Source organism: Acinetobacter sp. G18 (assembly GCF_052660225.1).
This window is the reverse complement of record NZ_CP109658.1, coordinates 1,498,670-1,521,265: the sequence shown is the minus strand read 5'-3', so window position 1 is coordinate 1,521,265 and position 22,596 is coordinate 1,498,670. Positions and strand designations below refer to the sequence as shown.

Genomic DNA, 22,596 nt, shown 5'->3' with positions numbered 1-22,596 from the left:
ACTCCTATTTCATAGTAAGTGCTAAACATACTAGACCACTTATTCCTAAAATTGTTCCTAACATGGTTGGCAGTTTTAATTTTTCTTTATATAAAACTACACCACAAACGATGCCAAGCAATACGACCAAAATATTCATGCTTGCAAAGACAATAGCTGGAGAGTCTTTAAGTAAAATATGTGCTTTAACATATAGAGCTATGTTTGAAAAATTCAGAACTCCAAGTAACAATCCAGCCAGTGTGTTTTTAAAATTCCATGCTGACTTTTTTTGGAAAAATAAATAAATAATTGATAAGACAAAAGATGTTATAAAAATTAGATTCAAAGTTAACGTAAACTGTAATCCTAAACTACTCGTATATTTTAATAAGATATCTACTGCTGCATAACCAAACCAAACACTCATTAAAGCAAAAATTGCTTTTTTTGTCTGCTGGCCTGAAGAACCATTGAACTGTCCAAATACAATTAAAAAAACAGCAAAAATTCCTAAACCTATTCCCAATAATTTAAGAGAACTAAACTGTTCATGAAAAAAGAAATAAGCTGCTAACAAAGAAAGTACTACAGATAGCCGCTGAGCGATTTCAGTTTTGACAATACCAGCATATTCTAATGATTTTGCAAGACACAAAAAAATACTTGGTAGAATGATCCCTAATACAAAAATTAGCCACCAAGGCGTGTTTTGTGTAGATATATGCTGTATATCTGGCTTAAACCACCAATAGCATAACAAGCTTGCACTTGCATAATTCCATGCGATCATCTGCATGGGCTGGTATCCCTTTTTCTTTAAATTTTTGAGCAGCACGGAAACCAAAACACTGCACAGTGCTGCAGCAAATATTAATATCATTCGCAAAGAACCTATTAATTAACCAAAATTTTAAGAAATGAGATGAACTGAAAGCTGGCTAATTTATTTTTATATTTTTAAAGCCATAAAAAAACCAGTCAGTTTATGACTGGTTTTTTATGGTAATCAATTAACGATTATTTTCGTCTTCTTGACCATCTTCAAATTTAGAATCGCCATCAAAACCGCCTTGGTGTCCACCGAAGCCACCTTGACCGCCGAAGCCGCCAGCTTGACCACCGAAGCCACCTTGACCGCCGAAGCCACCTTGACCGCCAAAACCGCCACCTTGACCACCGAAGCCACCTTGACCACCGAAGCCACCTTGACCGCCGAAGCCGCCACCTTGACCGCCGCCAAAGCCAGTACCTTGACCACCGAAGCCACCTTGACTACCACCCTGAGCTGGGAAACCTGCACCTTGTGCACCTGCTGGACGAGGGTTACGAGCTGGAACAACCGTAGAAATAGCGTGTTTGTAAACCATTTGACTTACAGTATTTTTTAATAAAACAACATATTGGTCAAAAGATTCAATATGACCTTGTAATTTAATACCGTTAACAAGGAAAATAGAAACTGGGATACGTTCTTTACGGAGAGAATTTAAGAACGGATCTTGTAAAGTTTGACCTTTAGACATTTTTAACTCCAAAAAAAAATTTTTAAATCAGCGCAAAAAAACTATCTTTATTTTTCAACTAAAAATTATAAAAAGACAGTGTGCAAATTTTGCTTTATCCATAAGAGTTTCGCAAGTCTTCTTTCGCCTGCTTTATCGTCAAGTAAGTTTTAAAATCGTGTATTTCTTGCAAAGAACGTAACCACGTATATTGACGTTTGGCAAGTTGTCGTGTTGCAAATAAGGCTTTATCCTCCATTTCCTGCTTTTTTTTGAGACTCATATCACTTTTTAATAGAAATTCTAGAGCTTGTCGATAACCAACTGAACGCATAGAGGGTAAATTTTCATCTAAATCGTATTTTTCAATTAGAGACTCAACTTCACTCAAAAAACCGATATCCCACATTTTGCTCAATCTTTGCTCAATGCGTTGATGTAATTCTAACCGATCTGGAAGCAAAGCATAGTTATGAAATATGTATCGATATGGTACATTTTTTGGTTGCTCAGCCTGTAATTTAGTAATTGGTTGACCTGTAATACGATAAACTTCAAGCGCTCGGATAATTCTTTGCTTATCAGAAACTTTAAATTTTCCAGCAGCAATCGGATCTACTAACAATAAATCATTATAAACGGCTTCCCAACCTTCATTTGCCGCCTTTTCTTCAATTGCTGCACGAACATTTGCATCAGCACTTGGTAAATTACTTGATAAGCCTTCCAAGAGCGCCTTGAAATACAACATGGTTCCTCCTACCAAAATAGGAGTTTTACCGCGCGAATGCATTTCATCAATTAAAGCACATGCATCTTCAACAAACTGAGCAGCCGAATAAACTTCAAGTGGGGTAATAATATCAATCAAATGATGTGGATATAGCTCCTGCTCTTCACGAGTCGGTTTAGCTGTACCTATATCCATATCTTTATAAACAAGTGCAGAATCAACTGAAATTAACTCAAAATTTCCACGCTCATAAAGTTCACATGCCAAAGCGGTTTTTCCGCTTGCAGTCGGTCCCATTAAATTGATGACGGGCAATTGATTTGACATGTAAAACTACTCTCCTCGAGCAAATAATTTATCTAGTTGAGATAATGGAAATGCACGCCAAGTTGGACGGCCATGATTACACTGACTCGCAAATTCAGTTTGTTCCATTTGGCGCAGCAAAGCATTCATCTCAGAAAGGCTGAGTTGTCTGTGCGCTCTCACTGCCCCATGACACGCCATACCAGCTAACAGTTCATCACGCTTTTGCAGTAACCCTTGTGCTTCATCATTTGGATCTAAATCATTTAGAAGTTCTGGAATAAGATTTTCAAAATCTGCTTTTTGCAAAATAGCTGGCACACCACGCACAATCACTTGCTCGTCCCCATACAGATCGATCTCTAATCCTAAGCGTTCAAGCTGAGGTTTTAAATCCTCAACCCGCACAGCTTGCATACGACTAATTGAGATCACTTTAGGTATAAGCAACTGTTGAGACGTCCAAAACTCAGGTTTATCCCAAGCATTTTTCATTTGCTGCAGCAAAATACGTTCATGTGCTGCATGCATATCAACAATAATCAACCCTTCCGTATTTTGCGCCAGAATATAAATTCCATGAAGCTGAGCAATGGCAATACCTAATGGAAATTCATCGACTTTAGCAACAGGCTCAATATTTTCATCAACTGAAAAATTGGCAGCAGGTTGATCACGTAATGGAGCCAAGTAAGTCTTTAAGGCATTATTTAACTGCGCAGAACCATTATATTTTGGGGTTTGTTCTGCATAGTGAACAGCTTGTGGACGACTGTCATTAAAATCAGTTAAAAGTTCAGTAGACGGCTGATAACTACTCGGCTTGTCTAGTGTTGTATCAACAGCTTGCTCTGTACGATGCAATGTGAATTGTTCTTGATATTTAGGCTGAGGTTGTACCCATGAGGCCTGAGTATCGTCCACCTTCATAGCTTGGGCTAAATCAGCACTCGCTGTCTGAAATTGTGCTAGGGTTTCTTTAGCGTAATGTCTTACAAACTCATGTACTTCGCGTTGATTTAGAAAACGAATCTCATGTTTGGTTGGATGAACGTTAACATCAATATTTTCAGGATCAACTTCTAAGAAAAGTAAATAAGATGAATGCTGATGACCATGTAAAATACCGTCATAAGCCATTCTTAAAGCATGTGAAATGGTTTTATCTTTCACAATTCGGCCATTTACATAGACATATTGTAAGTCTGCTTGAGCACGTGCATCTGAAGGATGTCCTAACCAACCCGACAAACGCATGTTGATACTGTCAGCATCTATCCAGTAAGCATTTTGAACAAACTGTTGACCCAATAATTGCTGTACACGCTGAAATCTTAATTCACCGCTATCGGCTATTGGTAAATTAATCCGAATGTTATCGTTATGCTCGAGTACAAAACGTATATCAAAATGTGTTAAAGCCAGACGACGTACAATTTCTTCAATATGACCAAATTCAGTTGTGGGCTTTTTTAAAAATTTACGGCGAGCAGGAACGTTAAAAAATAAATCCTGAACTCGAATATGAGTGCCCTTTTGTGCAGCCACAGCTTGTACTTGTTGGTGGTCAAAGGCTGTACCATTCACTTCAACCTGATGACCAATTCCGCTTTCATCTTGGCTACTGGTTAAAGTTAATCGTGAAACCGCTGCAATAGAAGCAAGCGCTTCACCACGGAAACCTAAACTGACGATTGCGTGTAAATCTTCTGCTGTTTTAATTTTACTGGTTGCATGACGCATGACTGCCAATGGTAAATCATCAGAATGTATTCCATGCCCATTGTCAATGATCTCGATTAGTGTTGATCCGCCTTGTGCAATCCGCACAATCAGTTCAGTTGCACCCGCATCAATTGAGTTTTCTAATAATTCTTTTACAACCGATGAAGGACGCTCAATTACCTCCCCGGCAGCAATCTGGTTGGCTAACGCGGCGTCTAATGTATGAATACGACGTTGTGCTAGCTTTTCATCAGTCATGAAGCTGTTCCTGCAAAGTCTGGTACAAATGCTCTGTTGGTAAAGTTAAGGTGACGAAACGATTGAGTTCATCATCTGATTTTTGAATATCAATGACAATATCTGCCTGCGGTATTTCGTCTCCACCTTTCGACGGCCACTCAAATAAAAATAGTGCATCCTGAATGTCTAAATAATCACGGATTCCCATTAATTCAAGTTCGTAGGGGTCATTCAAACGATATAAGTCAAAATGAAAAATTTCTTTATTATTGATTTTGTATGGTTCAACAAGTGTATAGGTAGGACTTTTAACCGAGCCTTTATGCCCTAAAGACTGCAAAAAATAACGGGTTAATGTCGTTTTACCGGCACCCAAATCGCCAATCAGATAAATCACTCCAGCCTGAACATGCTGCGCCAATGCCTGAGCTAAACGCTGGGTATCTTCTTCATGATTTAAGACAATTTTCAATGAATACGACATAACACACATAACATGATTCAAAATAATCGATATGATACCATTGCCCTGCTTTAAAGCCTACTTAAGTCCTTAACGATGGCTTTTTTTACACCACATTTATTAAATATTGACACAGTTTTATGTCTAGTCCGATTGAATTTTTCCCACCTATGATTGATGGCGTAAGCGCAAGCCAAGTCTATCTTCCGACTCAAACAAATGCTCAGACCATCTATCAATTTCTCTGCGAAAATTTTCCTCATATAAAAACAGTTGAGTGGCAACAACGTTTTCAAGATGGGCTTATTTACGCGGCAAATGGCGAAAAATTAACATTAGACAGCCCATATATAGCAAACACTCATATTTTTTATTATCGCTTTCTTGCTTATGAAGTTCATGTTCCGTTTGCACATCAAATTTTATTTGAAAATGATGACTTGCTTGTTGTAGATAAACCTCATTTTTTAACCATTAGTCCAACAGGGCAATATGTACAAGAAACGCTATTAGTCAGATTAAAAAAACAAATGGGTAATGAGTTTTTAACCCCAATCCATCGATTAGACCGTGAAACTGCGGGAGTCGTTTTATTTTGCAAACGGCCACAGTCACGCGGGATTTACCAACAGTTATTTGCAGATCGTCAAGTTCATAAGATTTATCATGCAATCGCTCAATATAAAGCTGAATTAAAATTTCCTCAGACTTTAAAACTCTATTTAGATAAAGGTACGCCCTTTTATACAATGTGTGTTATTCCCCATACTAAAACCAATACAGAAACAAAAATTGAGTTGCTTGAGCATAACCAATCTTGGGCTAAATACTGTTTAACACCCACTACAGGAAAACAACATCAACTCCGTGTGCATTTAAGCCATTTGGGAATTCCGATTAAAAATGATCCGTTTTACCCAATAGTTCAACATAAAGCTGACGATGATTTTTCTCAACCATTACAGCTATTAGCTAAGCAAATTTCTTTCATAGACCCACTGACAAAACAGGAAATGGTTTTCAATTCTCGCTCTGAATTGACACTGTAATCATATCGTAATGACAAAAAGATTATTTTTTATGCTGAAAGACATTGAAATTACATTCCGATGGTTTAAAATAAATCCCTAAAAATTAAAAATCATTTGGTTTTGTTATTCATGCGAAAAACAGAAGTTTATCAGGTTCGACTTGACTCCCAAGAGAAAAAACAGGCTTTTGCTGTTTTTAAACAATTGGGGATTACCCCTGCCCAAGCAGTGCGACTGTTCTTTAAACAAGTCGTCTTAACTAAATCTATTCCTTTTGCTATCGAAAATCAGAACATTAATATGGAACAATTATTAAAACTGAGAAAAGCGAAAGCATCTTCCTTAAATCAAAACCCTTCAAGTTTAAATGAAGATGATGACCACGAAGATTTATTTGAAGAGTTAAATGCCTTATTGGGTGAAAGTGACAACACTTAACAGTGTTGCATTTTTAAACAACTTTTAACGTCAATTGGCTTTTTTTTTAGTTATGCTCTCTTTGTAAAAACATAAACATAAATACAAGGAGCGCCTAATGATTGTAAGACGAGCGACCAAAGAAGATTTAACACAACTTGCTGTCCTATTTGATGAGTACCGTCAATTTTACGGTGCATCTTCGAATCTTGATGAATCACATCATTTTTTAAAACAACGTTTTGAAAATAAAGAAAGTGTATTTTTTATTCATATTAAAGATGAAAAAATCACTGGTTTTGTCCTTCTTTATTTAGGTTTTTCTTCGGTTGCTTGTTCAACTTATTACATTTTAGATGACGTATATGTCACTCCAATGTTCCGTCGTCAGGGTTCAGCAAAACAGCTTATTGATACGGCGATTTTATTTGCAAAACAAGAAAATGCTTTACGTATTAGCCTAGAGACTCAAACGAACAATCATGAATCTCACCGTCTCTATGAAAAAATGGGATTTATTCGAGACAGTGAATTTCAGACATTTCATTGTTTTCTTAAATAATGTTTTGAGCGAGTTGTTTTTCCTGCTCAGACAAATACATCCAATCCCCTTCCTCAATTTCAGGTAAGACCAGTTGGCCTATTTGATATCGATGCAGTTTTTCGACTTTATTGCCAACAGCAGCAATCATTCTTTTGACTTGATGATATACACCTTGATGAATGGTCATCGTTAATTGATGAGTTCCAAGTAGTGCTACATCTGTAGCAGCAAATATCCCTTTTTCTTGGTGTAAATTAACGCCTTGAGTAAGCATTTCAATTTGTTCAGGTGTGACTGGGTCGTAAGTCGTCACATGATAAACCTTTGGAACATGTTTACGAGGATGCGTTAAAGCTTGAAGATATTTACCATCATCAGTGAGTAACAATAAGCCAGTTGTATCTTGATCTAAACGACCAATGGCTTGCACACCACGTTGAATCATAGTTTCAGGCAATAAGCTAAAAACACTTTGATGATGCTGAGGATTGTGCGAACACTCGAAACCTTGCGGCTTTTTCAGAGCAATATAAATTTTTTCTCTATACAGATAATTTTGACCAAAAACAGAAAATTCAAAATTTTCTGGAGAGAATTGCTTTTTAAGATCACTCGCAACCTCTCCATCAATACTTACAGAACCATTTTTTATTAACTGCTGGCAATATTTACGTGAACCGAACCCTTGTGATTGCAAAATTTTTTCCAGCAGCATAAAGCTTTCTCTTTAAAACCAAACCATTATTTTAACGCAGTTTTAGAACTTTATTACCCTTTTTGCTTTATCAACTTTGTACTTAACTCTCATCATTTTGAAGTTACTCTTCAATGACGCGATAAATTTTCTCGTTTTGTTCACTTTCAAATAACAATTCAGTCGTAGGCAAGATAATTTCATTATCCATAATAATATGTTCAATTCGCTGACTTAGCTTTAGAGGCTCATTATCATGTTCAACCAAATTCTTCTTTAGTTGAGCTTTCGCATCATAAATTTTTTCGAATTGATCTTTAATTTTAATATCGACAATGTCCATATGAATCATCCTAAAATTATGACTAATGATTATTTTTATATCACAACATTTCAAAAGAAGAGTTTTTAACTTGTTAATTTATATAACATCGTTTCCAATCGTAACCAGAAAGCAAAACTCTTTATGATTGAATCATATAGACTAAAATTGTGATTACAAATTCATACTCTAATATTTGCAACTTTTAAATGCTTTCACATTTTGATTCTCAATTATTATACAATTCAAATTATTTGCTTTCCTTGCCACTCTCCATGCTTGCCCAATTCGATGTTAATTTAGTTGTTTTACTGGTTTTGCTGATTTGTGGCTTATTGAGCCAAAATGCTGCTGTAACAATTGCAGCAGGTGTGCTTATTGTGATTAAAATTACCCCGCTAAATGAGTTTTTTCCTTATATCCAAGCGCATGGCCTTAATTTAGGAATTCTTATTTTAACGATTGGCGTACTTACCCCCATTGCGAGTGGCAAGCTTAGTGGAGAAAGTATTTTAAAATCGTTTGTTAGTTTTAAATCTTTGATTGCCATTGCAATCGGTCTACTTGTTGCTTGGTTAGGTGGACGTGGTGTAAAACTTATGTCAAGCCAACCTGATGTAGTTGCAGGCTTACTCATTGGTACAGTTGCAGGCGTTGCACTACTTCGCGGAGTACCAGTTGGCCCACTCATTGCAGCAGGGCTATTATCTTTATTTATAGGCAAATAAAAAAGGCACATCTAAGTACCTTTTATTACTACTTGGGCTAAGTACCTATGTTTAGCCTGAATAATAAGAATTTCGCTTTAAAGAGAACTTTTCTAATTGTTTTAAAAATCCCTCAAAATAGCTCTTCTCTTTTTCTTCAACTCGATAGCCTGCATATAATGTACGTCTTAAACCATTTTGAGAAACACAATCTAAACGGCGGCTAGTGACCCATCCCTTTTGCTCATATTCATTTACTACCCAGTCTGGTAAAGCAGCAATACCTCGCCCACTCGCTACAAGCTGAATAAGCATTTGAGTTAAATCTGTTGTGCGAATTTGTTTTGGTTGAATATTGGCAGGTATAAACAGTTTCGACATGATATCTAAACGATGCTTATCAACGGGATAAGTAATAAGAACTTCTTCTGCAAGGTCTTGGACCGTAATATTTTCAGCACGAACCAATCGATGAGTGTTTGATAGAACTAAACGTGATTCATATTCAAAAATTGGAAAATATTCAATTCCTTTTAATGCAATTGGATCGGCTGTAATGAGTAAATCAAACTCACCATTTTGTAAAAGCTCATGTGGGTTTGACTCAAAGCCTGAAGCAAAATCTAAATCAACATCTGGATATTGATGACGGTATTGATTGAGCAAAGGCATTAGCCAGTCAAAGCAGCTATGGCATTCAGAAGAAAAAATAATTCTACCCGTTTGCCCATGCACAATACGAGTAATATCACTTTGAGTAATTTGAATCTGTGGCAATACATCATCAGCCAATTTAAGCAAGCGCTGTCCAACGTTAGAAAAACTAACAGGTCTGCTTCGACGATTCACAACCTCTACCCCATACCAATGATCTAATTCTTTTAATTGGTGAGAAATAGCAGAGGGTGTTAAACACAAATCATTAGCTGCCGCAACAAGTGAACCATGTTCACGTAATGCAACCAAAGTTTTAAGATGACGAATTTCTAACATGGGCAAAAGCCTGAATAAATAGATTTATCCATAAATTTTGAAACTTTTCTCTTATTTGAAGAAGATAGAGTGAATCTAGATAAATCATTATTAATGAATAGTATTCATCTTATCACAATATTAATTAATGTGTCTCAACTTGCTTTTTACTTGATGATTTTTAAGGTGAATAAGCCAATTAAATTTTAAAACAATGATTTTATTTAATATAATTTTTTAACATATACAAAGAAAAAGGCCTAACGGCCCTTTTCATTTCATCACTCTGCTTTTGGTTTAGGGAATGCCTGCTCAAAATCGATGAGCTTAAAACTTTTCACCAAATCATCTTGCCCATACGTTACTTCATAAGAAGTTTCTTTCCCACTAAAATATGCCTCAGTCGGTGTTCCAAATACTTCCCATAGCCCGAATGAAGCAACATCAGCTATACCATGTCCAAATGCACGGCTTACTTTCGCCCATTTTGGATAGCCTTGTTGGAAAGTATAAATCTCGACTCTTGTACCATCACGATATTCAGAAAGTACAGGTGCTCCTAGCTCAGCAATGACATAATTTCGAGAACTACCCGGATTTAACACGTTTAAATTTTTTTTACTTGGTTGATTACCCGCCATAAAGACTGAGCAACCTGACGTAGATAACATAACCAACCCCATAAGGCAGGCAATACTTAATTTTCTCACGATTTAGATTCTCTATTTTTTAAATATTTATACAACTTATTGTAATGCCTAGAGTATTATGAACTTATCATATATAATTTATTAAAAAATTTCGATAAATTATTTAAAATAAATATCAAATGCTTTTGCTTAAAACCTGCAACTGTACGCTCAATGTTTTAGTTTTTTATTATTTTGACCTCTTTTCCCTTATACTTTCATTTTTGAGTCTCCTTTTTTAATTTATTATGGCGTCCCCCCAATCTTCATCCAACACACCTCAACATTATTCACTGTTCTTAGCAATTTTCTCTCTCGCAGTTGGTGGTTTCTGTATTGGCACCACAGAATTTGTGGCAATGGGCCTTATTCAAGAAATTGCACACAACCTAAATATTACAGTACCTGAAGCTGGACATTTTATTAGTGCGTATGCATTAGGTGTTGTTATTGGTGCCCCTATTATTGCTATTTTGGGTGCTAAAGTTCCTAGAAAAACGCTATTACTTGGTTTAATGCTGTTTTATGGTATTGCTAATGCTTGTACAGCCCTAGCAGATATGCCTGAGACCGTTTTAGTTTCTCGTTTTATTGCAGGTTTACCCCATGGTGCATATTTTGGAGTGGGTGCTCTAGTCGCTGCTGAACTTGCAGGCCCATCACGAAGAGCTTCTGCAGTTGCACAAATGATGATGGGTTTAACCGTTGCTACGGTTATTGGCGTACCTTTAGCGACATGGTTAGGCCAACATTTTGGTTGGAGAGCAGGTTTTGAATTTTCAGCAACGATTGCATTTTTTACTTTAATTGCTGTAGCTTGCTTTGTGCCGAATATTCCGGTTCAAGCTACTGCCAGTATAAAAACAGAATTGGCTGGGCTTAAAAATATAAATATGTGGTTAACCCTTGCGGTCGGTGCAATTGGCTTTGGAGGCATGTTTTCGGTATATAGCTATGTCTCACCTATTTTGACTGAATATACAAAAGTTAATATTCAAATCGTTCCTATTGCGCTAGCACTGTGGGGGATCGGGATGGTGATTGGAGGTTTAGCAGCTGGCTGGCTGGCAGATAAAAACCTCAATAAAACCATTGTAGGCGTACTTATTAGTTCAGCAATCGCCTTTGTTGTTGCAAGTTTTCTAATGAGTAATATCTATACTGCTATTGCTTCTTTATTCTTAATTGGATTGACTGTAATGGGCTTAGGCGGAGCATTACAAACACGCCTGATGGATGTTGCAGGTGATGCTCAAACACTAGCAGCTTCGCTGAATCACTCAGCTTTTAATCTTGCGAATGCATTAGGTGCATTTTTAGGTGGTTGGGTACTTAGTCATCAGATGGGCTGGATTGCACCGATCTGGGTAGGGTTTGTATTAAGTCTTGGTGGTCTTATTATTTTACTTATTGCATTTGCTGTCGAGAAAGCAACTCAAAAGCCTGACTAGCGCCAGACTTTTTGACCAAAATACTAGTCTGTTAGCTTTCCACCACAATGTGGGCAATAACATTTCTTTTCCCTTTCCACTTCTTTTTCTTCTAATACCTTTTCGCGCATGATTTGAATAATCAGATTATGCGCTTGTTCTTTTGGCAATCCGACTTTTTGCCGAATACGTTCTATTTCAATTTCATCGTGCATGATATCTATACCACGCACTTGAAGTAACTCTCGGAACTCTTGTTCAAGGCGCTGATTACGCTGGTTCAGTTCATTAGCTAAACCAGAGGCTAAAATACCAGCCGGTAAAGCAGCAATCCCTACCCCTAAAATTGTAATCAAAGCACCTAGCAACTTTCCTAAGCTGGTTACGGGTGTGACATCACCGTATCCGACTGTAGTTAAGGTAACGACTGCCCACCACATGGCTTTTGGAATAGAGCTAAAAGCTTCTGGTTGAGCTTTATTTTCAACCACATAAATACCTGAAGCAGTCATAATAATCATAATGATTAAAATGAAAATCACTGCCTGAAACGAGCCCTTTTCCCTTTTAATGACACAAAGCAATATTTGTAAAGAGATAAAATAGCGAGTTAATTTTAATAGTCGAAGTAAACGTAAAATTCTAAGCATACGAAGGTCTATTCGTACAAAGAAATTTAGATATGCAGGCAGAATTGCCATGAGGTCAATCAGTGCCTCTCCACTCTTCATCCAAGCAAAACGCTGTTTCCAAGCAGGTTGTGTCGGATCACGTTCGACTACACTCCAGAGGCGCAAGAGATATTCAATACTGAAAATTGTGATAGAGATATTTTCAAAGTAGTCAAACCATATACGATAGCTGTAGTACAGATCATTTACTGTTTCTAGCAATACCGCAATTACATTACCTATAATTAAGAAAACCAAGAAATAGTTAATACATCGACTTACTGTCGTTTCGTAATCATGATCATGAAGGTTGTTATAGAAGAACTTACGTAATGCCTTCCAAGCTAAAACTTGCATACGGATCTGAGCCACATTATTTTGAACATATATTAAGCTCACATACGTAAATTCACCACTATAACTCTTAATAAAATATTTTATTAATTGTATTAGCTAAACAATCATAAAGAATATTTCATATTTTCTAATTATATTTTAATGGGCAGCAACATATCTAAACTCATTTTCTTCCCACCATTGCACATCATAAATACCGCCATGTGATTTCAAAATGACATTAATATAATTTTGAAGCAGCATAATATGATGAGTAATATCCAATTTTCTAAAAAGAAATCTTTTCAAAATTGGTGTATTTGGTGAAATAAATATTGCGAAACCATTGCTATATTCTTCATAAACACTAATACCAATATACATCGTGATCTCTGGTAGAGGTACTTCTATTTCCCACCCCCAACGTTCAGGATTTAATTCGATATTTAAGTGATATCTATTTTTCAAGATACTATAAATATATTGTGCAATATCTTCAGTTTTCTGTACTAACGTATTTCCGTCTTCTGTTGATAATTTTTGATCATATAACTGATAATCATCAAATTTAAATTCAACAATTGTCTTTAGCATTTTTAAGTTCCATATATAAAATACCCGTGTTCTTTTTAATTATTTTTAAGTTCATGAAAACATTTTAAAACAAAAACTTCTTTAATATCTAGCGCTATATTTATTTTTACATTTTAAATATACAAAATATGATCTATTTAATATTTTAATTTGAAAATTGTGTATTAATTCTCTTTTAAATAAAAAAGGAGCTGAATAATCAGCTCCTTTTTTGTACTAAATTGAGGTATTAAGTCAATTGAGCAGCAGCAATTTTCTTAGTATCTACTTTATCAGCAGCATTTGTATATTCGCCCATTTGGTCGAAATTCAAATATTTGTAGATGTCAGCAGACATACTGTCAATTTGAGCTGCATATTGTTGATATTCTTCTGGAGTTGGTAATTTACCAAGTACAGCAGCAACAGATGCAAGCTCAGCAGATGCTAAGTAAACGTTAGAACCTTGACCTAAACGGTTAGGGAAGTTACGTGTAGAAGTCGATACAACAGTTGTGTTCGGCGCAACACGTGCTTGGTTACCCATACATAATGAACAACCAGGCATTTCAGTACGTGCACCAGCACGGCCATAAGTGTTATAGAAGCCTTCTTCCATTAACTGGTGTTCGTCCATACGTGTTGGTGGAGCCAACCATAAACGAGTTGTTAATGAACCGCTTGGTACTTTCTCAAGTAACTGACCAGCAGCACGGAAGTGACCAATGTTAGTCATACAAGAACCGATGAATACTTCATCAATTTTGTCACCTTGAACGTCAGAAAGAAGTTTTGCATCATCTGGATCGTTCGGGCAGCAAAGAATAGGTTCTTTGATTTCTGACAAATCAATTTCATACACTTTAGTGTATTCAGCATCCGCATCAGCTTTAAGTAGGCTTGGGTTTGCTAACCATTTTTCCATGTTTTCAACACGGCGAGCCATTGTACGAGCATCACCATAGCCTTGTGAAATCATCCACTTAAGCATTGTGATGTTAGAACGTAAGTACTCAGCAACCTTCTCTTCAGAAAGTGTGATTGCACAACCAGCAGCTGAACGTTCAGCAGAAGCATCAGAAAGTTCAAATGCTTGCTCAACTGTTAAGTCAGTTTCCATTTCTGTTAAGTCGATTTCTAAGATACGACCAGAGAAGATGTTTTTCTTACCTTTTTTCTCAACAGTAAGATCGCCTTCTTTAATTGCATAGTAAGGAATCGCATGTACAAGGTCACGTAAAGTGATACCAGGCTGCATTTTACCTTTGAACTTAACAAGAACTGATTCAGGCATATCAAGTGGCATTACACCAGTTGCAGCAGCGAAAGCTACAAGACCCGAACCTGCTGGGAACGAAATACCAATTGGGAAACGAGTATGCGAGTCACCACCAGTACCTACTGTATCTGGAAGAAGCATACGGTTTAACCAAGAGTGGATAATACCGTCACCCGGACGTAAAGACACACCACCACGGTTCATGATGAAGTCTGGAAGTGTATGTTGCATTTGTACGTCAACTGGCTTTGGATAAGCAGCAGTGTGACAGAAAGATTGCATAACTAAGTCAGCAGAGAAGCCCAAGCAAGCTAAGTCTTTTAACTCGTCACGAGTCATAGGACCAGTTGTATCTTGAGAACCAACTGTAGTCATCTTAGGTTCGCAGTAAGTACCAGGAATTACACCTTGACCTTCTGGAAGACCACATGCACGACCAACCATCTTCTGAGCTAAAGTGAAACCTTTGCCAGTTGCAGCAGGTTGTACTGGAGTACGGAATAATGTAGATGGTGCAAGACCTAAAGCTTCACGCGCTTTAGCAGTCAAACCACGGCCAACGATCAAGTTAATACGACCACCAGCACGTACTTCATCTAAAAGAACTGGAGTTTTAAGTTCAGATTCAGCGATTTGCTCACCGTTTTTGAACGCAGTTACTTTAGCTGCAGAGTGATCAATCTTAAGAACGATTTCGTCGCCCATGTTCATGTTCGCAACGTCAATTTCTACAGGTAACGCACCAGCGTCTTCCATAGTATTGAAGAAAATCGGAGCGATTTTAGAACCTAAGCAGAAACCACCGTCTTTTTTATTTGGAATGTGAGCGATTTCGTCACCGAAGAACCAAAGCACAGAGTTTGTTGCAGATTTACGAGATGAACCTGTACCAACAACGTCACCTACATAAGCAACTTGGTTGCCTTTAGCAATAAGTTCTTTGATTTGATTTAATGGACCAACTTCACCTGGTTTTTCAGGATTGATACCATCACGCTCGTTTTTCAACATTGCGTTTGCGTGTAATGGGATATCCGGACGGCTCCAAGCGTCTTGAGCTGGAGACAAGTCATCGGTGTTTGTTTCACCCGTTACTTTGAATACAGTAAGTTTGATTTCTTCTGGTACGTCTTTACGACTAGTGAACCATTCAGCATCAGCCCAAGATTGTAAAACAGCTTTTGCATTTGCATTGCCAGCTTTAGCTTTGTCAGCTACGTCATGGAATGCATCAAATACAAGTAATGTTTTTTTCAATGCTTCAGCAGCTAAGCTACCTAATTCAGCATCATCTAGAAGCTCAACTAAAGGCGCTACGTTATAGCCACCAAGCATCGTACCTAGTAAATAAACTGCACGTTCTTTAGAAACTAGCGGAGATGTCGCTTCGCCTTTTGCAATCGCTGCCAAGAAAGCTGCTTTTACGTAAGCTGCTTGGTCAACACCTGCAGGAACACGGTTTTCAAGCAAATCAACCAAGAATGCTTCTTCACCTGCCGGTGGGTTTTTTAATAACTCAACAAGTTGAGCAGTTTGAGCATCATCAAGTGGCTTCGGTGGGACTCCGAGTGCGGCACGTTCAGCAACGTGTTGGCGGTAAGCTTCTAGCACGGTGTTCATTCCTCTTTTTTTAAAAAATTACTTGTAAATTCCAGCTTTCACAAAGCTTCACAAGTAATATGGACTACAAAATTTTACTAGAGTTCAAGCTAAAAGTTAATGCGCGCGGGGTGTTTCTCCGTGATGCCCATTATTTTGTAACTAAATACCCCTGTGTAAATAATGATCTTAATGACTGACGTATCATGCGATATTTTGAATTGAAAGAACACTCCACCTTAGTGGAGTGTTGACGATGTCTTGTACACTTAGAACTTTTTGTAGTTTGGCATTTTGTCATGTGGTGTAACTAAGCATTCATCTGCCATTTGTTTTCTAATTTTTTCTTGTAGAGCTTCTGGATTAGTTTTTAGCTCATCTTGTGGAATAGCATAAACTTTCTCAATAATATTCAAGATGAATTTTTTGGTGATCTCATCTTCAATTTTATTTGCATGCTCAACCGCTTGAGACTTTTCAATTGCTTGCTGGCGGTCAAATACAATACTTCTAGCCGCATTACCAACACTGGTACAAAAGCCATGCCATTGTTCTTCAGGTGTCAAAGGTTTTTTCTCTGTACAGCCGACTAACAGCATTCCCATCAAGACAAATAAAACTTTTTTCATCATTACTCTACACAGACTAAGCTGCCCACATCATACTGAATCTGACAGACTTTGCAAAAACTGCCATAAAAAAACCGAGATACTCGCTCACGGTCTTTTATATGAAGTGTCAAAAATATAGGTTGCTTTACTCAAATTAATTAAAGAACTTAATATCCGTAGGTGTAGATATTTTTGCAGCATCGCCAGCAGGTTTTAAACTACCGCTTTTTGCATCAAAGCGGAACAAACTGATGTTATTACTATATACATTCGTCACATATAAATATTTACCTGTTGCATCAAAGGAGAAAGCTCGTGGTTCAATGCCATTAGCTTTATAAATGACTGGTTGACCTAACAACCCATTTTGTTGAATTTTAAATACCAAAAGTTTGTTGTCTGCACCACGATTGCCTGCGATGACATATTTTCCATCTGGACTCAAGATAATTCCACTCGCACTCTTAAATTCAGGTGTTTTATCTTCGTGTACCAACTTTAGCTCAGCAATTTTTTTCAAATGTCCATCTTGTACATTAAACGCTACAATCTCACTTCGCATTTCTGCGGTAATGTACGCATGTTTACCATTTGGAGAAAAGACCATATGGCGCGGCCCAGAACCATGAACAAACTTCACATCTCGACTGCTGTCTGCTTCAAGTGGTTGGGGTTTGTTAGGGTTATAACGAAAGGCATAGACTTTGTCATTTCCTAGATCGCTCGCATATAAATACTTACCATCTGGGCTGAAAGTTGTCGAATGTGCATGACCACTTTCCTGCCGACCTTTGACATGGCCAGAACCTTCCGCGAAAACAATATTCTGTACCATTTCACCTATATGTCCATTTGGTAAAATTGGCAAAACGGCTACACCACCACGACCTTTATCAAATGCAGAATAGTTCGACACGAATAGGAATTTACCATCTAAACTGATTGAGGCGTGTGTTGGATGCCCACCATGGCTATCTATTGTGTTTAGCACTTCTACCTTTCCGTTTTGAACTGATAATGCAGTGACTTCTCCTAAATTTTCTTCATTTGTTGTATATGCAAAACGGCCATCTTTCGATTTCACAATCCAAGAAGGACTTTTCATTTTTAAAACTTTAATAGGAGTTAAAGTCCCATCCGTATTAACTTTAAACTGGTACAAACCTTCACTGGCCTGCTTTGGCTTTTGCACAAGTGGTGCATTAGGAATAGATGTCCAAGTTCCCACTAAAGCGATTTGTTGGTCTGCGGCATTAACTATGTTACCCCACCCAAGTGATATAAACGTCAACGACAAAGTTGCTGTTAATTTCTGAATCAATCCACGATATTTAAGCTTTATATCGTTATCCTTGCTCTCTGTAATTTCAACACAAGTAACTTTTTTCACCGGCATTTCCTTGAAAAATTCACCTTATTTGTAATTATCAACAAGGCTTTATCGATCTAATTTCATTTAATGATTTTGAAAATTAATTTATAAAACAGCAATTTTCAAGTGAATTTTCTTTAACCAGAATCGTGTTTAATATGTGATTACTTCAAAGTAAACTAATGATCTATATCAGAATTATTAATTTTTTTTAAAATGGTATAACCTTAATAAAATAAGAGCCCACTTAAAGTGAGCTCTTAATTCATACATTTAGAAACGCCAATTCTGTACGATTAATCTATATACATCTATAAGCAAACCTACACTCGCATAGATGCCAATAAAATAGGCGCTCCTATATTTTGAATAACTATATATACATATATTGGTCTTTATTGAACTATAGCTCAACAGTCTACAAATGAGTCTACAAATTTTTTTTAAATAATGGAAAAATAAATTTGTAGACTGCACGCTTTATAAGCAAAACATACCCAACTTTCAAACCTGAGTAATTCTATCATTTTGCATAAGATATAAATGAATTATTATCGATTGTTAGTTGATAGTTGTTGTTTTAATAGGATTAAGAATGAGTGCTGAACCTACGAAGGATTGGGTCTACTTTTACATCGAACACACAATAAAATATGGTGAGCCATTTTATAAAGAGATAGGATGGTCATTAGGTTTAAGTAATAATTTTATGGTAGTAAGTTTGATACATAGCTGAAACGGATTGATTATATAAATTTAGAGGGATCTATAATGTGCGCCAATTATGAACCTATCAGTAAAGATCGTGTCCACCTTTTAGATCTCCTCGAACCAACTTTCGACTATAAAGCTGATGTTTATCCCGGTTATGACTGCCCTCTTATTTTTTCTAAAGATGGGAATATTGAATGGCGACAAGTAAAGTTCGGCATGATCCCGCCTTGGAACCATGATTTGAAGTTCTCTAAGTACACATACAATGCCCGAACTGAAACTGTAGATCAAAAGCCAAGTTTTAGGCATGCATGGGCTAAAAGCCAGTTTGCTTTAATACCAGTAGAAAAGATTTATGAGCCGCGTTATGTAAACGGGAAAGCAGAACGTTGGGGAATATATAGAGAAGATGGCTTGCCTTTTACAGTAGCTGCTATTTACGACTCTACAGTGATTGATGGCCAACAAGTTAGATCTATGTCTATGCTAACTATTAATGCAGATAATCACCCTTTTATGAGCCAGTTCCATAAACCTGAAGATGAAAAGCGATCGATTATTGTCATTCCAGAAGAGTATCGAGAAGATTGGTTGAACTGTAAGAAAGAAGATGCTGATCAATTTTTCTTTGAAATGCCATTAGGTGAGTTTACTGCTGACTATTTCCCTAAACCTAAAAAAACTGCAAATTAGCACCGTTGATTTTCCGACCAAATGCACTAACAACTGCGACAAGTTGTGACTAGTCTTTATTTATCCACAGTTTTTTAAATTTGAATTTTAATTGATCACTAGCATATCATTTGAATTTGTAACAAATTCAAATTAAGGGGAATGCTATGAGCGAAATTGCACCATCCATTATCCAGATAAAACCTTATCTTACGCAAGGTATTGCTTTATCTGATGTTATGTCTATTAAACTGGTTATACCTTCAACTCATATGCTTGTCCCTTATGCTTTAGAAAAGATCAATGCGGGTTTTCCCTCTCCAGCACAAGATTACATTGATAAAGCGCTCGATATGAATGAGCACCTAATCAAAAATGAAACTGCCACATTCATTGTCAAAGTTGCTTCCCTCTCAATGTTAAATGCAGGCATCGATATTGATGATGAGTTGATTGTCGATCGTAGTTTAGATGCAAAGCATGGGGATATTGTTGTGGCACTAATCGATAATGATTTTACAGTTAAGCGTCTAATGATCGATGAAAAAGGCCAATGGCTTAAAGCTGAGAATCCTGAATATAAAAATATCTATCTACAAGATAGCCAAGAACTAATTATTTGGGGCGTTGTCACTCATATCATTAAAATGACACGGCATTAACTCATGAAACATGAGAACAAAGTATTTTTTCTCATCGATGTAAATAACATGTACGTTTCATGTGAGAGAGTCTTTGATCCATCTTTGAATGATAAGCCTGTCATGGTCTTATCAAATAACGATGGTTGTGCCGTTGCTCGCAGCAATGAATCCAAGGCATTAGGCATTAAAATGGGCGTTCCCCTATTCCAGATCAAAGACATTGTTCAGCAACATAACGTAATCGTGCTTTCAAGCAATTATGCAATGTATGCCGAAATGTCACGGCGCTTTCATAAGATTCTTGCTTCATACGTAACAGATGAGGAAGTTGAGCCTTATTCTATTGATGAATGCTTCGTTGATTTTACCGCTTACGAGAAAAACTTTGATTTAGAGAAGGTTGGCCAGCAAATGCGCCAACAAATTTGGAAGTGGCTTGGCTTACCAGTCTGTGTTGGGATTGGTAGAAGTAAGACAGAATCAAAGATAGCTAACCATATAGCTAAAAAGAATGCGGGCTTTAACAGTGTTTGCGATCTTGTAAATATGGATCCATGCAACAAAGAATATTACTTTTCATTGATTGATGTTTCTGAGGTTTGGGGTGTTGGACGAAAACATTCAAAAAAGCTTCAAGGGATGGGTATTAATACAGTATTTGATTTAGCCTGCGCAGAGCCGCGCGAGATGCAAAAGAAGTTTTCAATTGTAATGGCTAGAACTATCTATGAACTTCAAGGTATCTCCTGTATTGAGATTGAACATACTCCCCCATCTAAAAAGCAAATAGTTGCCAGTCGGTCTTTTGGTGGTCGCGTGACTGAATTGACTGATCTAAAAGAAGCTATCTCGATGTATGCTCAAGATGCATGTAAACGCTTGCGTGATGAAGGGCTGTTATGCGGATGTATGATTGCTTTTGTTCAATCAAATCCATTTGACCCCAATGTGCCATTTTATAACAAGTCGATTACTGGCTCTTTTTCTGAACCGACTGATTGCACGCTAGATTTTGTTAGAGCTGCGACAAGGATGTTAAACGATATATACAAAGAAGGAATTAAATATAAGAAGTGCGGCGTAGTGCTGACAGGACTTGAGCCCAAATCTGGCCATACCTATGACCTATTAACCGACTTTGAGCACATAGAGAAAAAGGAATGTTTGATGAAAGCTATGGATGGTATCCATAGTAAGTTTGGAAAGAAAAAACTCGGTGTCGGACCGTGTTTTGTTCCTGGTCGGAACTGGTCGATGTCGAGAGACAAACTTAGTAGAAATCCGTTCAGATGGGATGAGTTGTTACTTATAAAAAAGTAGTTATACCTTAAAAAAATATATATCCTTAATAATCATCAATAGTCATTAGAAGACTTTTAAAATGTTTAAAAGAATTTATACAAATATTAAAAAAAGTGCTGAATTGATAGAGCTGCTAGGTAAAATATTAGCTTTTATATTGGTCTTTTTTGGCACTACAGTTTCTGCTTTCTGGGCTCGCACATCTAAAGAATTAAATGACATGGGGCCATTTATATGGGTGATCGTAGCAATATCCACTGCTTTAATTTTAACATTAATTATATATGTAATTAATCTTTCATTCAAAATACGAGCTCAAGCTAATCTAGCAACCGTAGAAGCTAATCATATAGCAATCTTAAGCACCCCTAGATCAAGGATCAATCCACTTGCAGAAGTATTTTCAGATCTAATAATTTATATACCTGATTTGTATCTACCACGAATACAACTACATGAAAATAAAGTATTTACAAGATGCAAAATAGTTGGGCCAGGTGCCATTGCAATTATGGGAGGAACAATTGCAAATAATAGATTCACACATTGCGGAGATTTTATAGTTTTACCTGATAATTCCTTACTAACTGGAATATTAGTCTTTAAGAACTGTACTTTTCAAAATTGTGAAATTGTACAAGTAACGGTTACTGGGAGTAGTAAAATTATTGAGGAGTTAAATAAAAGCTCCAAGCATTGAATATAAGTATTTAATATTTTAAGTTAAAGATGACTAAATGTTTGCTTTTTTTATACCGTTTGGTTTTAATAAATAAAACTATTTAAGGTTAGTATTATGAGAAAACTCTCGGTAACAGATATAGAAAAAAGTGAATTAATAGAAACAATTTTTTTCTCGAAAGCGTGTAAAGACAACTTTACAGCGGATAAAAAACAAGAGTATGTAGACCTTTTCTTAAGTGTACTTGCACATAATAATGTGCAATTTAACACAGAAAAGTATGGTGAATTTTCATACGAAAATAGAATTCCTTACACTGTCAATAATAAGGAAAAATGCATAGAAATTGATCCTAAATTTGTTATTGATAGATAAATGAATTAG

Annotated in this window: 24 protein-coding genes; 10 read left to right on the top strand and 14 right to left on the bottom strand. The window is 36.7% G+C overall.

What is annotated here, in order from left to right:
* Positions 1-4 precede the first annotated feature (4 nt).
* The 5 genes from NE363_RS07285 to tsaE all read right to left on the bottom strand — a co-directional run bounded on the left by NE363_RS07285 (position 5) and on the right by tsaE (position 4,972).
* The gene (locus NE363_RS07285; protein WP_445536149.1) at positions 5-862 is read right to left on the bottom strand and encodes an EamA family transporter; all 858 of its coding nucleotides are present in this window, start codon (positions 860-862) and stop codon (positions 5-7) included.
* Positions 863-992: 130 nt separating this feature from the next.
* Entirely contained in the window at positions 993-1,505 is a 513-nt protein-coding gene (hfq, locus tag NE363_RS07280; RefSeq protein WP_004700932.1) for an RNA chaperone Hfq, read from the bottom strand.
* 94 nt (positions 1,506-1,599) lie between these two features.
* Positions 1,600-2,544 carry a tRNA (adenosine(37)-N6)-dimethylallyltransferase MiaA gene (miaA, locus tag NE363_RS07275; protein WP_077163431.1) on the bottom strand — a complete coding sequence of 315 codons (945 nt, stop codon included), beginning with the start codon at positions 2,542-2,544 and terminating at the stop codon, positions 1,600-1,602.
* Between the two features lie 6 nt (positions 2,545-2,550).
* Complete coding sequence (gene mutL / locus NE363_RS07270; protein ID WP_068932986.1) at positions 2,551-4,506, bottom strand: DNA mismatch repair endonuclease MutL; 1,956 nt, start codon at positions 4,504-4,506, stop codon at positions 2,551-2,553.
* A complete protein-coding gene (gene tsaE / locus NE363_RS07265; RefSeq protein ID WP_031944951.1) occupies positions 4,499-4,972 on the bottom strand; it encodes a tRNA (adenosine(37)-N6)-threonylcarbamoyltransferase complex ATPase subunit type 1 TsaE in 474 nt (157 codons plus the stop codon). The genes mutL and tsaE overlap by 8 nt, the downstream gene beginning before the upstream one ends.
* Positions 4,973-5,091: 119 nt before the next feature.
* On the opposite strand from tsaE, the gene NE363_RS07260 reads away from it, so the two are divergent.
* The 3 genes from NE363_RS07260 to NE363_RS07250 all read left to right on the top strand — a co-directional run bounded on the left by NE363_RS07260 (position 5,092) and on the right by NE363_RS07250 (position 6,961).
* Complete coding sequence (locus tag NE363_RS07260) at positions 5,092-6,000, top strand: pseudouridine synthase (protein ID WP_445536148.1); 909 nt, start codon at positions 5,092-5,094, stop codon at positions 5,998-6,000.
* Positions 6,001-6,111: 111 nt separating this feature from the next.
* The gene (locus tag NE363_RS07255) at positions 6,112-6,420 is read left to right on the top strand and encodes a type II toxin-antitoxin system RelB/DinJ family antitoxin (RefSeq protein ID WP_004700921.1); all 309 of its coding nucleotides are present in this window, start codon (positions 6,112-6,114) and stop codon (positions 6,418-6,420) included.
* Positions 6,421-6,517: 97 nt separating this feature from the next.
* Entirely contained in the window at positions 6,518-6,961 is a 444-nt protein-coding gene (locus NE363_RS07250; protein ID WP_077163434.1) for a GNAT family N-acetyltransferase, read from the top strand.
* Here the strand turns inward: NE363_RS07250 and NE363_RS07245 are convergent.
* Both NE363_RS07245 and NE363_RS07240 read right to left on the bottom strand, forming a co-directional pair.
* Positions 6,954-7,658 (bottom strand): pseudouridine synthase, encoded by a 705-nt coding sequence (locus NE363_RS07245; protein WP_445536147.1) that lies wholly within the window; start codon positions 7,656-7,658, stop codon positions 6,954-6,956. The genes NE363_RS07250 and NE363_RS07245 overlap by 8 nt on opposite strands.
* A gap of 103 nt (positions 7,659-7,761) precedes the next feature.
* Entirely contained in the window at positions 7,762-7,980 is a 219-nt protein-coding gene (locus tag NE363_RS07240) for a hypothetical protein (RefSeq protein ID WP_445536146.1), read from the bottom strand.
* A gap of 254 nt (positions 7,981-8,234) precedes the next feature.
* Here NE363_RS07240 and NE363_RS07235 point away from each other — a divergent pair, with 254 nt between their 5' ends.
* Positions 8,235-8,687 (top strand): DUF441 domain-containing protein, encoded by a 453-nt coding sequence (locus tag NE363_RS07235; RefSeq protein WP_004700914.1) that lies wholly within the window; start codon positions 8,235-8,237, stop codon positions 8,685-8,687.
* A gap of 51 nt (positions 8,688-8,738) precedes the next feature.
* Here the strand turns inward: NE363_RS07235 and NE363_RS07230 are convergent, their stop codons facing one another.
* Both NE363_RS07230 and NE363_RS07225 read right to left on the bottom strand, forming a co-directional pair.
* Entirely contained in the window at positions 8,739-9,659 is a 921-nt protein-coding gene (locus tag NE363_RS07230; RefSeq protein ID WP_004700912.1) for a LysR family transcriptional regulator, read from the bottom strand.
* Positions 9,660-9,919: 260 nt separating this feature from the next.
* Positions 9,920-10,348, bottom strand: coding sequence for a hypothetical protein (locus NE363_RS07225; RefSeq protein WP_025465208.1), 429 nt, complete (start codon positions 10,346-10,348; stop codon positions 9,920-9,922).
* Positions 10,349-10,575: 227 nt separating this feature from the next.
* On the opposite strand from NE363_RS07225, the gene NE363_RS07220 reads away from it, so the two are divergent.
* Positions 10,576-11,778 (top strand): MFS transporter, encoded by a 1,203-nt coding sequence (locus NE363_RS07220; protein WP_200002365.1) that lies wholly within the window; start codon positions 10,576-10,578, stop codon positions 11,776-11,778.
* A 23-nt stretch (positions 11,779-11,801) separates the two neighbouring features.
* On the opposite strand, the gene NE363_RS07215 is transcribed toward NE363_RS07220, so the two are convergent.
* From NE363_RS07215 to NE363_RS07195, 5 genes are all read right to left on the bottom strand, one after another.
* Positions 11,802-12,785, bottom strand: coding sequence for an ion transporter (locus NE363_RS07215; protein ID WP_445536362.1), 984 nt, complete (start codon positions 12,783-12,785; stop codon positions 11,802-11,804).
* A 138-nt stretch (positions 12,786-12,923) separates the two neighbouring features.
* Entirely contained in the window at positions 12,924-13,358 is a 435-nt protein-coding gene (locus NE363_RS07210; protein WP_004700904.1) for a hypothetical protein, read from the bottom strand.
* A gap of 229 nt (positions 13,359-13,587) precedes the next feature.
* A complete protein-coding gene (locus NE363_RS07205; protein WP_004700901.1) occupies positions 13,588-16,227 on the bottom strand; it encodes a bifunctional aconitate hydratase 2/2-methylisocitrate dehydratase in 2,640 nt (879 codons plus the stop codon).
* A 257-nt stretch (positions 16,228-16,484) separates the two neighbouring features.
* Complete coding sequence (locus NE363_RS07200) at positions 16,485-16,847, bottom strand: hypothetical protein (protein ID WP_031944952.1); 363 nt, start codon at positions 16,845-16,847, stop codon at positions 16,485-16,487.
* A gap of 133 nt (positions 16,848-16,980) precedes the next feature.
* Positions 16,981-18,222, bottom strand: coding sequence for a lactonase family protein (locus NE363_RS07195; RefSeq protein ID WP_445536145.1), 1,242 nt, complete (start codon positions 18,220-18,222; stop codon positions 16,981-16,983).
* A gap of 747 nt (positions 18,223-18,969) precedes the next feature.
* Here NE363_RS07195 and NE363_RS07190 point away from each other — a divergent pair.
* The 5 genes from NE363_RS07190 (at position 18,970) to NE363_RS07170 (ending at position 22,587) form a co-directional block, all read left to right on the top strand.
* Positions 18,970-19,605 (top strand): SOS response-associated peptidase family protein, encoded by a 636-nt coding sequence (locus tag NE363_RS07190; RefSeq protein ID WP_445536144.1) that lies wholly within the window; start codon positions 18,970-18,972, stop codon positions 19,603-19,605.
* Between the two features lie 146 nt (positions 19,606-19,751).
* Complete coding sequence (locus NE363_RS07185; protein ID WP_445536143.1) at positions 19,752-20,246, top strand: LexA family protein; 495 nt, start codon at positions 19,752-19,754, stop codon at positions 20,244-20,246.
* A 3-nt stretch (positions 20,247-20,249) separates the two neighbouring features.
* Positions 20,250-21,548, top strand: coding sequence for a Y-family DNA polymerase (locus tag NE363_RS07180; protein ID WP_445536142.1), 1,299 nt, complete (start codon positions 20,250-20,252; stop codon positions 21,546-21,548).
* A 61-nt stretch (positions 21,549-21,609) separates the two neighbouring features.
* Complete coding sequence (locus NE363_RS07175) at positions 21,610-22,230, top strand: hypothetical protein (RefSeq protein ID WP_445536141.1); 621 nt, start codon at positions 21,610-21,612, stop codon at positions 22,228-22,230.
* Between the two features lie 96 nt (positions 22,231-22,326).
* Positions 22,327-22,587 carry a hypothetical protein gene (locus NE363_RS07170; protein ID WP_445536140.1) on the top strand — a complete coding sequence of 87 codons (261 nt, stop codon included), beginning with the start codon at positions 22,327-22,329 and terminating at the stop codon, positions 22,585-22,587.
* Positions 22,588-22,596 lie beyond the last annotated feature (9 nt).

What these genes read in the sequence shown, in the direction of transcription:
- NE363_RS07285 (WP_445536149.1), bottom strand. Translation starts at nt 862, where the DNA reads ATGATATTAATATTTGCTGCAGCACTGTGCAGTGTTTTGGTTTCCGTG.
- hfq (WP_004700932.1), bottom strand. Translation starts at nt 1,505, where the DNA reads ATGTCTAAAGGTCAAACTTTACAAGATCCGTTCTTAAATTCTCTCCGT.
- miaA (WP_077163431.1), bottom strand. Translation starts at nt 2,544, where the DNA reads ATGTCAAATCAATTGCCCGTCATCAATTTAATGGGACCGACTGCAAGC.
- mutL (WP_068932986.1), bottom strand. Translation starts at nt 4,506, where the DNA reads ATGACTGATGAAAAGCTAGCACAACGTCGTATTCATACATTAGACGCC.
- tsaE (WP_031944951.1), bottom strand. Translation starts at nt 4,972, where the DNA reads ATGTCGTATTCATTGAAAATTGTCTTAAATCATGAAGAAGATACCCAG.
- NE363_RS07260 (WP_445536148.1), top strand. Translation starts at nt 5,092, where the DNA reads ATGTCTAGTCCGATTGAATTTTTCCCACCTATGATTGATGGCGTAAGC.
- NE363_RS07255 (WP_004700921.1), top strand. Translation starts at nt 6,112, where the DNA reads ATGCGAAAAACAGAAGTTTATCAGGTTCGACTTGACTCCCAAGAGAAA.
- NE363_RS07250 (WP_077163434.1), top strand. Translation starts at nt 6,518, where the DNA reads ATGATTGTAAGACGAGCGACCAAAGAAGATTTAACACAACTTGCTGTC.
- NE363_RS07245 (WP_445536147.1), bottom strand. Translation starts at nt 7,658, where the DNA reads ATGCTGCTGGAAAAAATTTTGCAATCACAAGGGTTCGGTTCACGTAAA.
- NE363_RS07240 (WP_445536146.1), bottom strand. Translation starts at nt 7,980, where the DNA reads ATGGACATTGTCGATATTAAAATTAAAGATCAATTCGAAAAAATTTAT.
- NE363_RS07235 (WP_004700914.1), top strand. Translation starts at nt 8,235, where the DNA reads ATGCTTGCCCAATTCGATGTTAATTTAGTTGTTTTACTGGTTTTGCTG.
- NE363_RS07230 (WP_004700912.1), bottom strand. Translation starts at nt 9,659, where the DNA reads ATGTTAGAAATTCGTCATCTTAAAACTTTGGTTGCATTACGTGAACAT.
- NE363_RS07220 (WP_200002365.1), top strand. Translation starts at nt 10,576, where the DNA reads ATGGCGTCCCCCCAATCTTCATCCAACACACCTCAACATTATTCACTG.
- NE363_RS07215 (WP_445536362.1), bottom strand. Translation starts at nt 12,785, where the DNA reads ATGCAAGTTTTAGCTTGGAAGGCATTACGTAAGTTCTTCTATAACAAC.
- NE363_RS07210 (WP_004700904.1), bottom strand. Translation starts at nt 13,358, where the DNA reads ATGCTAAAGACAATTGTTGAATTTAAATTTGATGATTATCAGTTATAT.
- NE363_RS07200 (WP_031944952.1), bottom strand. Translation starts at nt 16,847, where the DNA reads ATGATGAAAAAAGTTTTATTTGTCTTGATGGGAATGCTGTTAGTCGGC.
- NE363_RS07195 (WP_445536145.1), bottom strand. Translation starts at nt 18,222, where the DNA reads ATGCCGGTGAAAAAAGTTACTTGTGTTGAAATTACAGAGAGCAAGGAT.
- NE363_RS07190 (WP_445536144.1), top strand. Translation starts at nt 18,970, where the DNA reads ATGTGCGCCAATTATGAACCTATCAGTAAAGATCGTGTCCACCTTTTA.
- NE363_RS07185 (WP_445536143.1), top strand. Translation starts at nt 19,752, where the DNA reads ATGAGCGAAATTGCACCATCCATTATCCAGATAAAACCTTATCTTACG.
- NE363_RS07180 (WP_445536142.1), top strand. Translation starts at nt 20,250, where the DNA reads ATGAAACATGAGAACAAAGTATTTTTTCTCATCGATGTAAATAACATG.
- NE363_RS07175 (WP_445536141.1), top strand. Translation starts at nt 21,610, where the DNA reads ATGTTTAAAAGAATTTATACAAATATTAAAAAAAGTGCTGAATTGATA.
- NE363_RS07170 (WP_445536140.1), top strand. Translation starts at nt 22,327, where the DNA reads ATGAGAAAACTCTCGGTAACAGATATAGAAAAAAGTGAATTAATAGAA.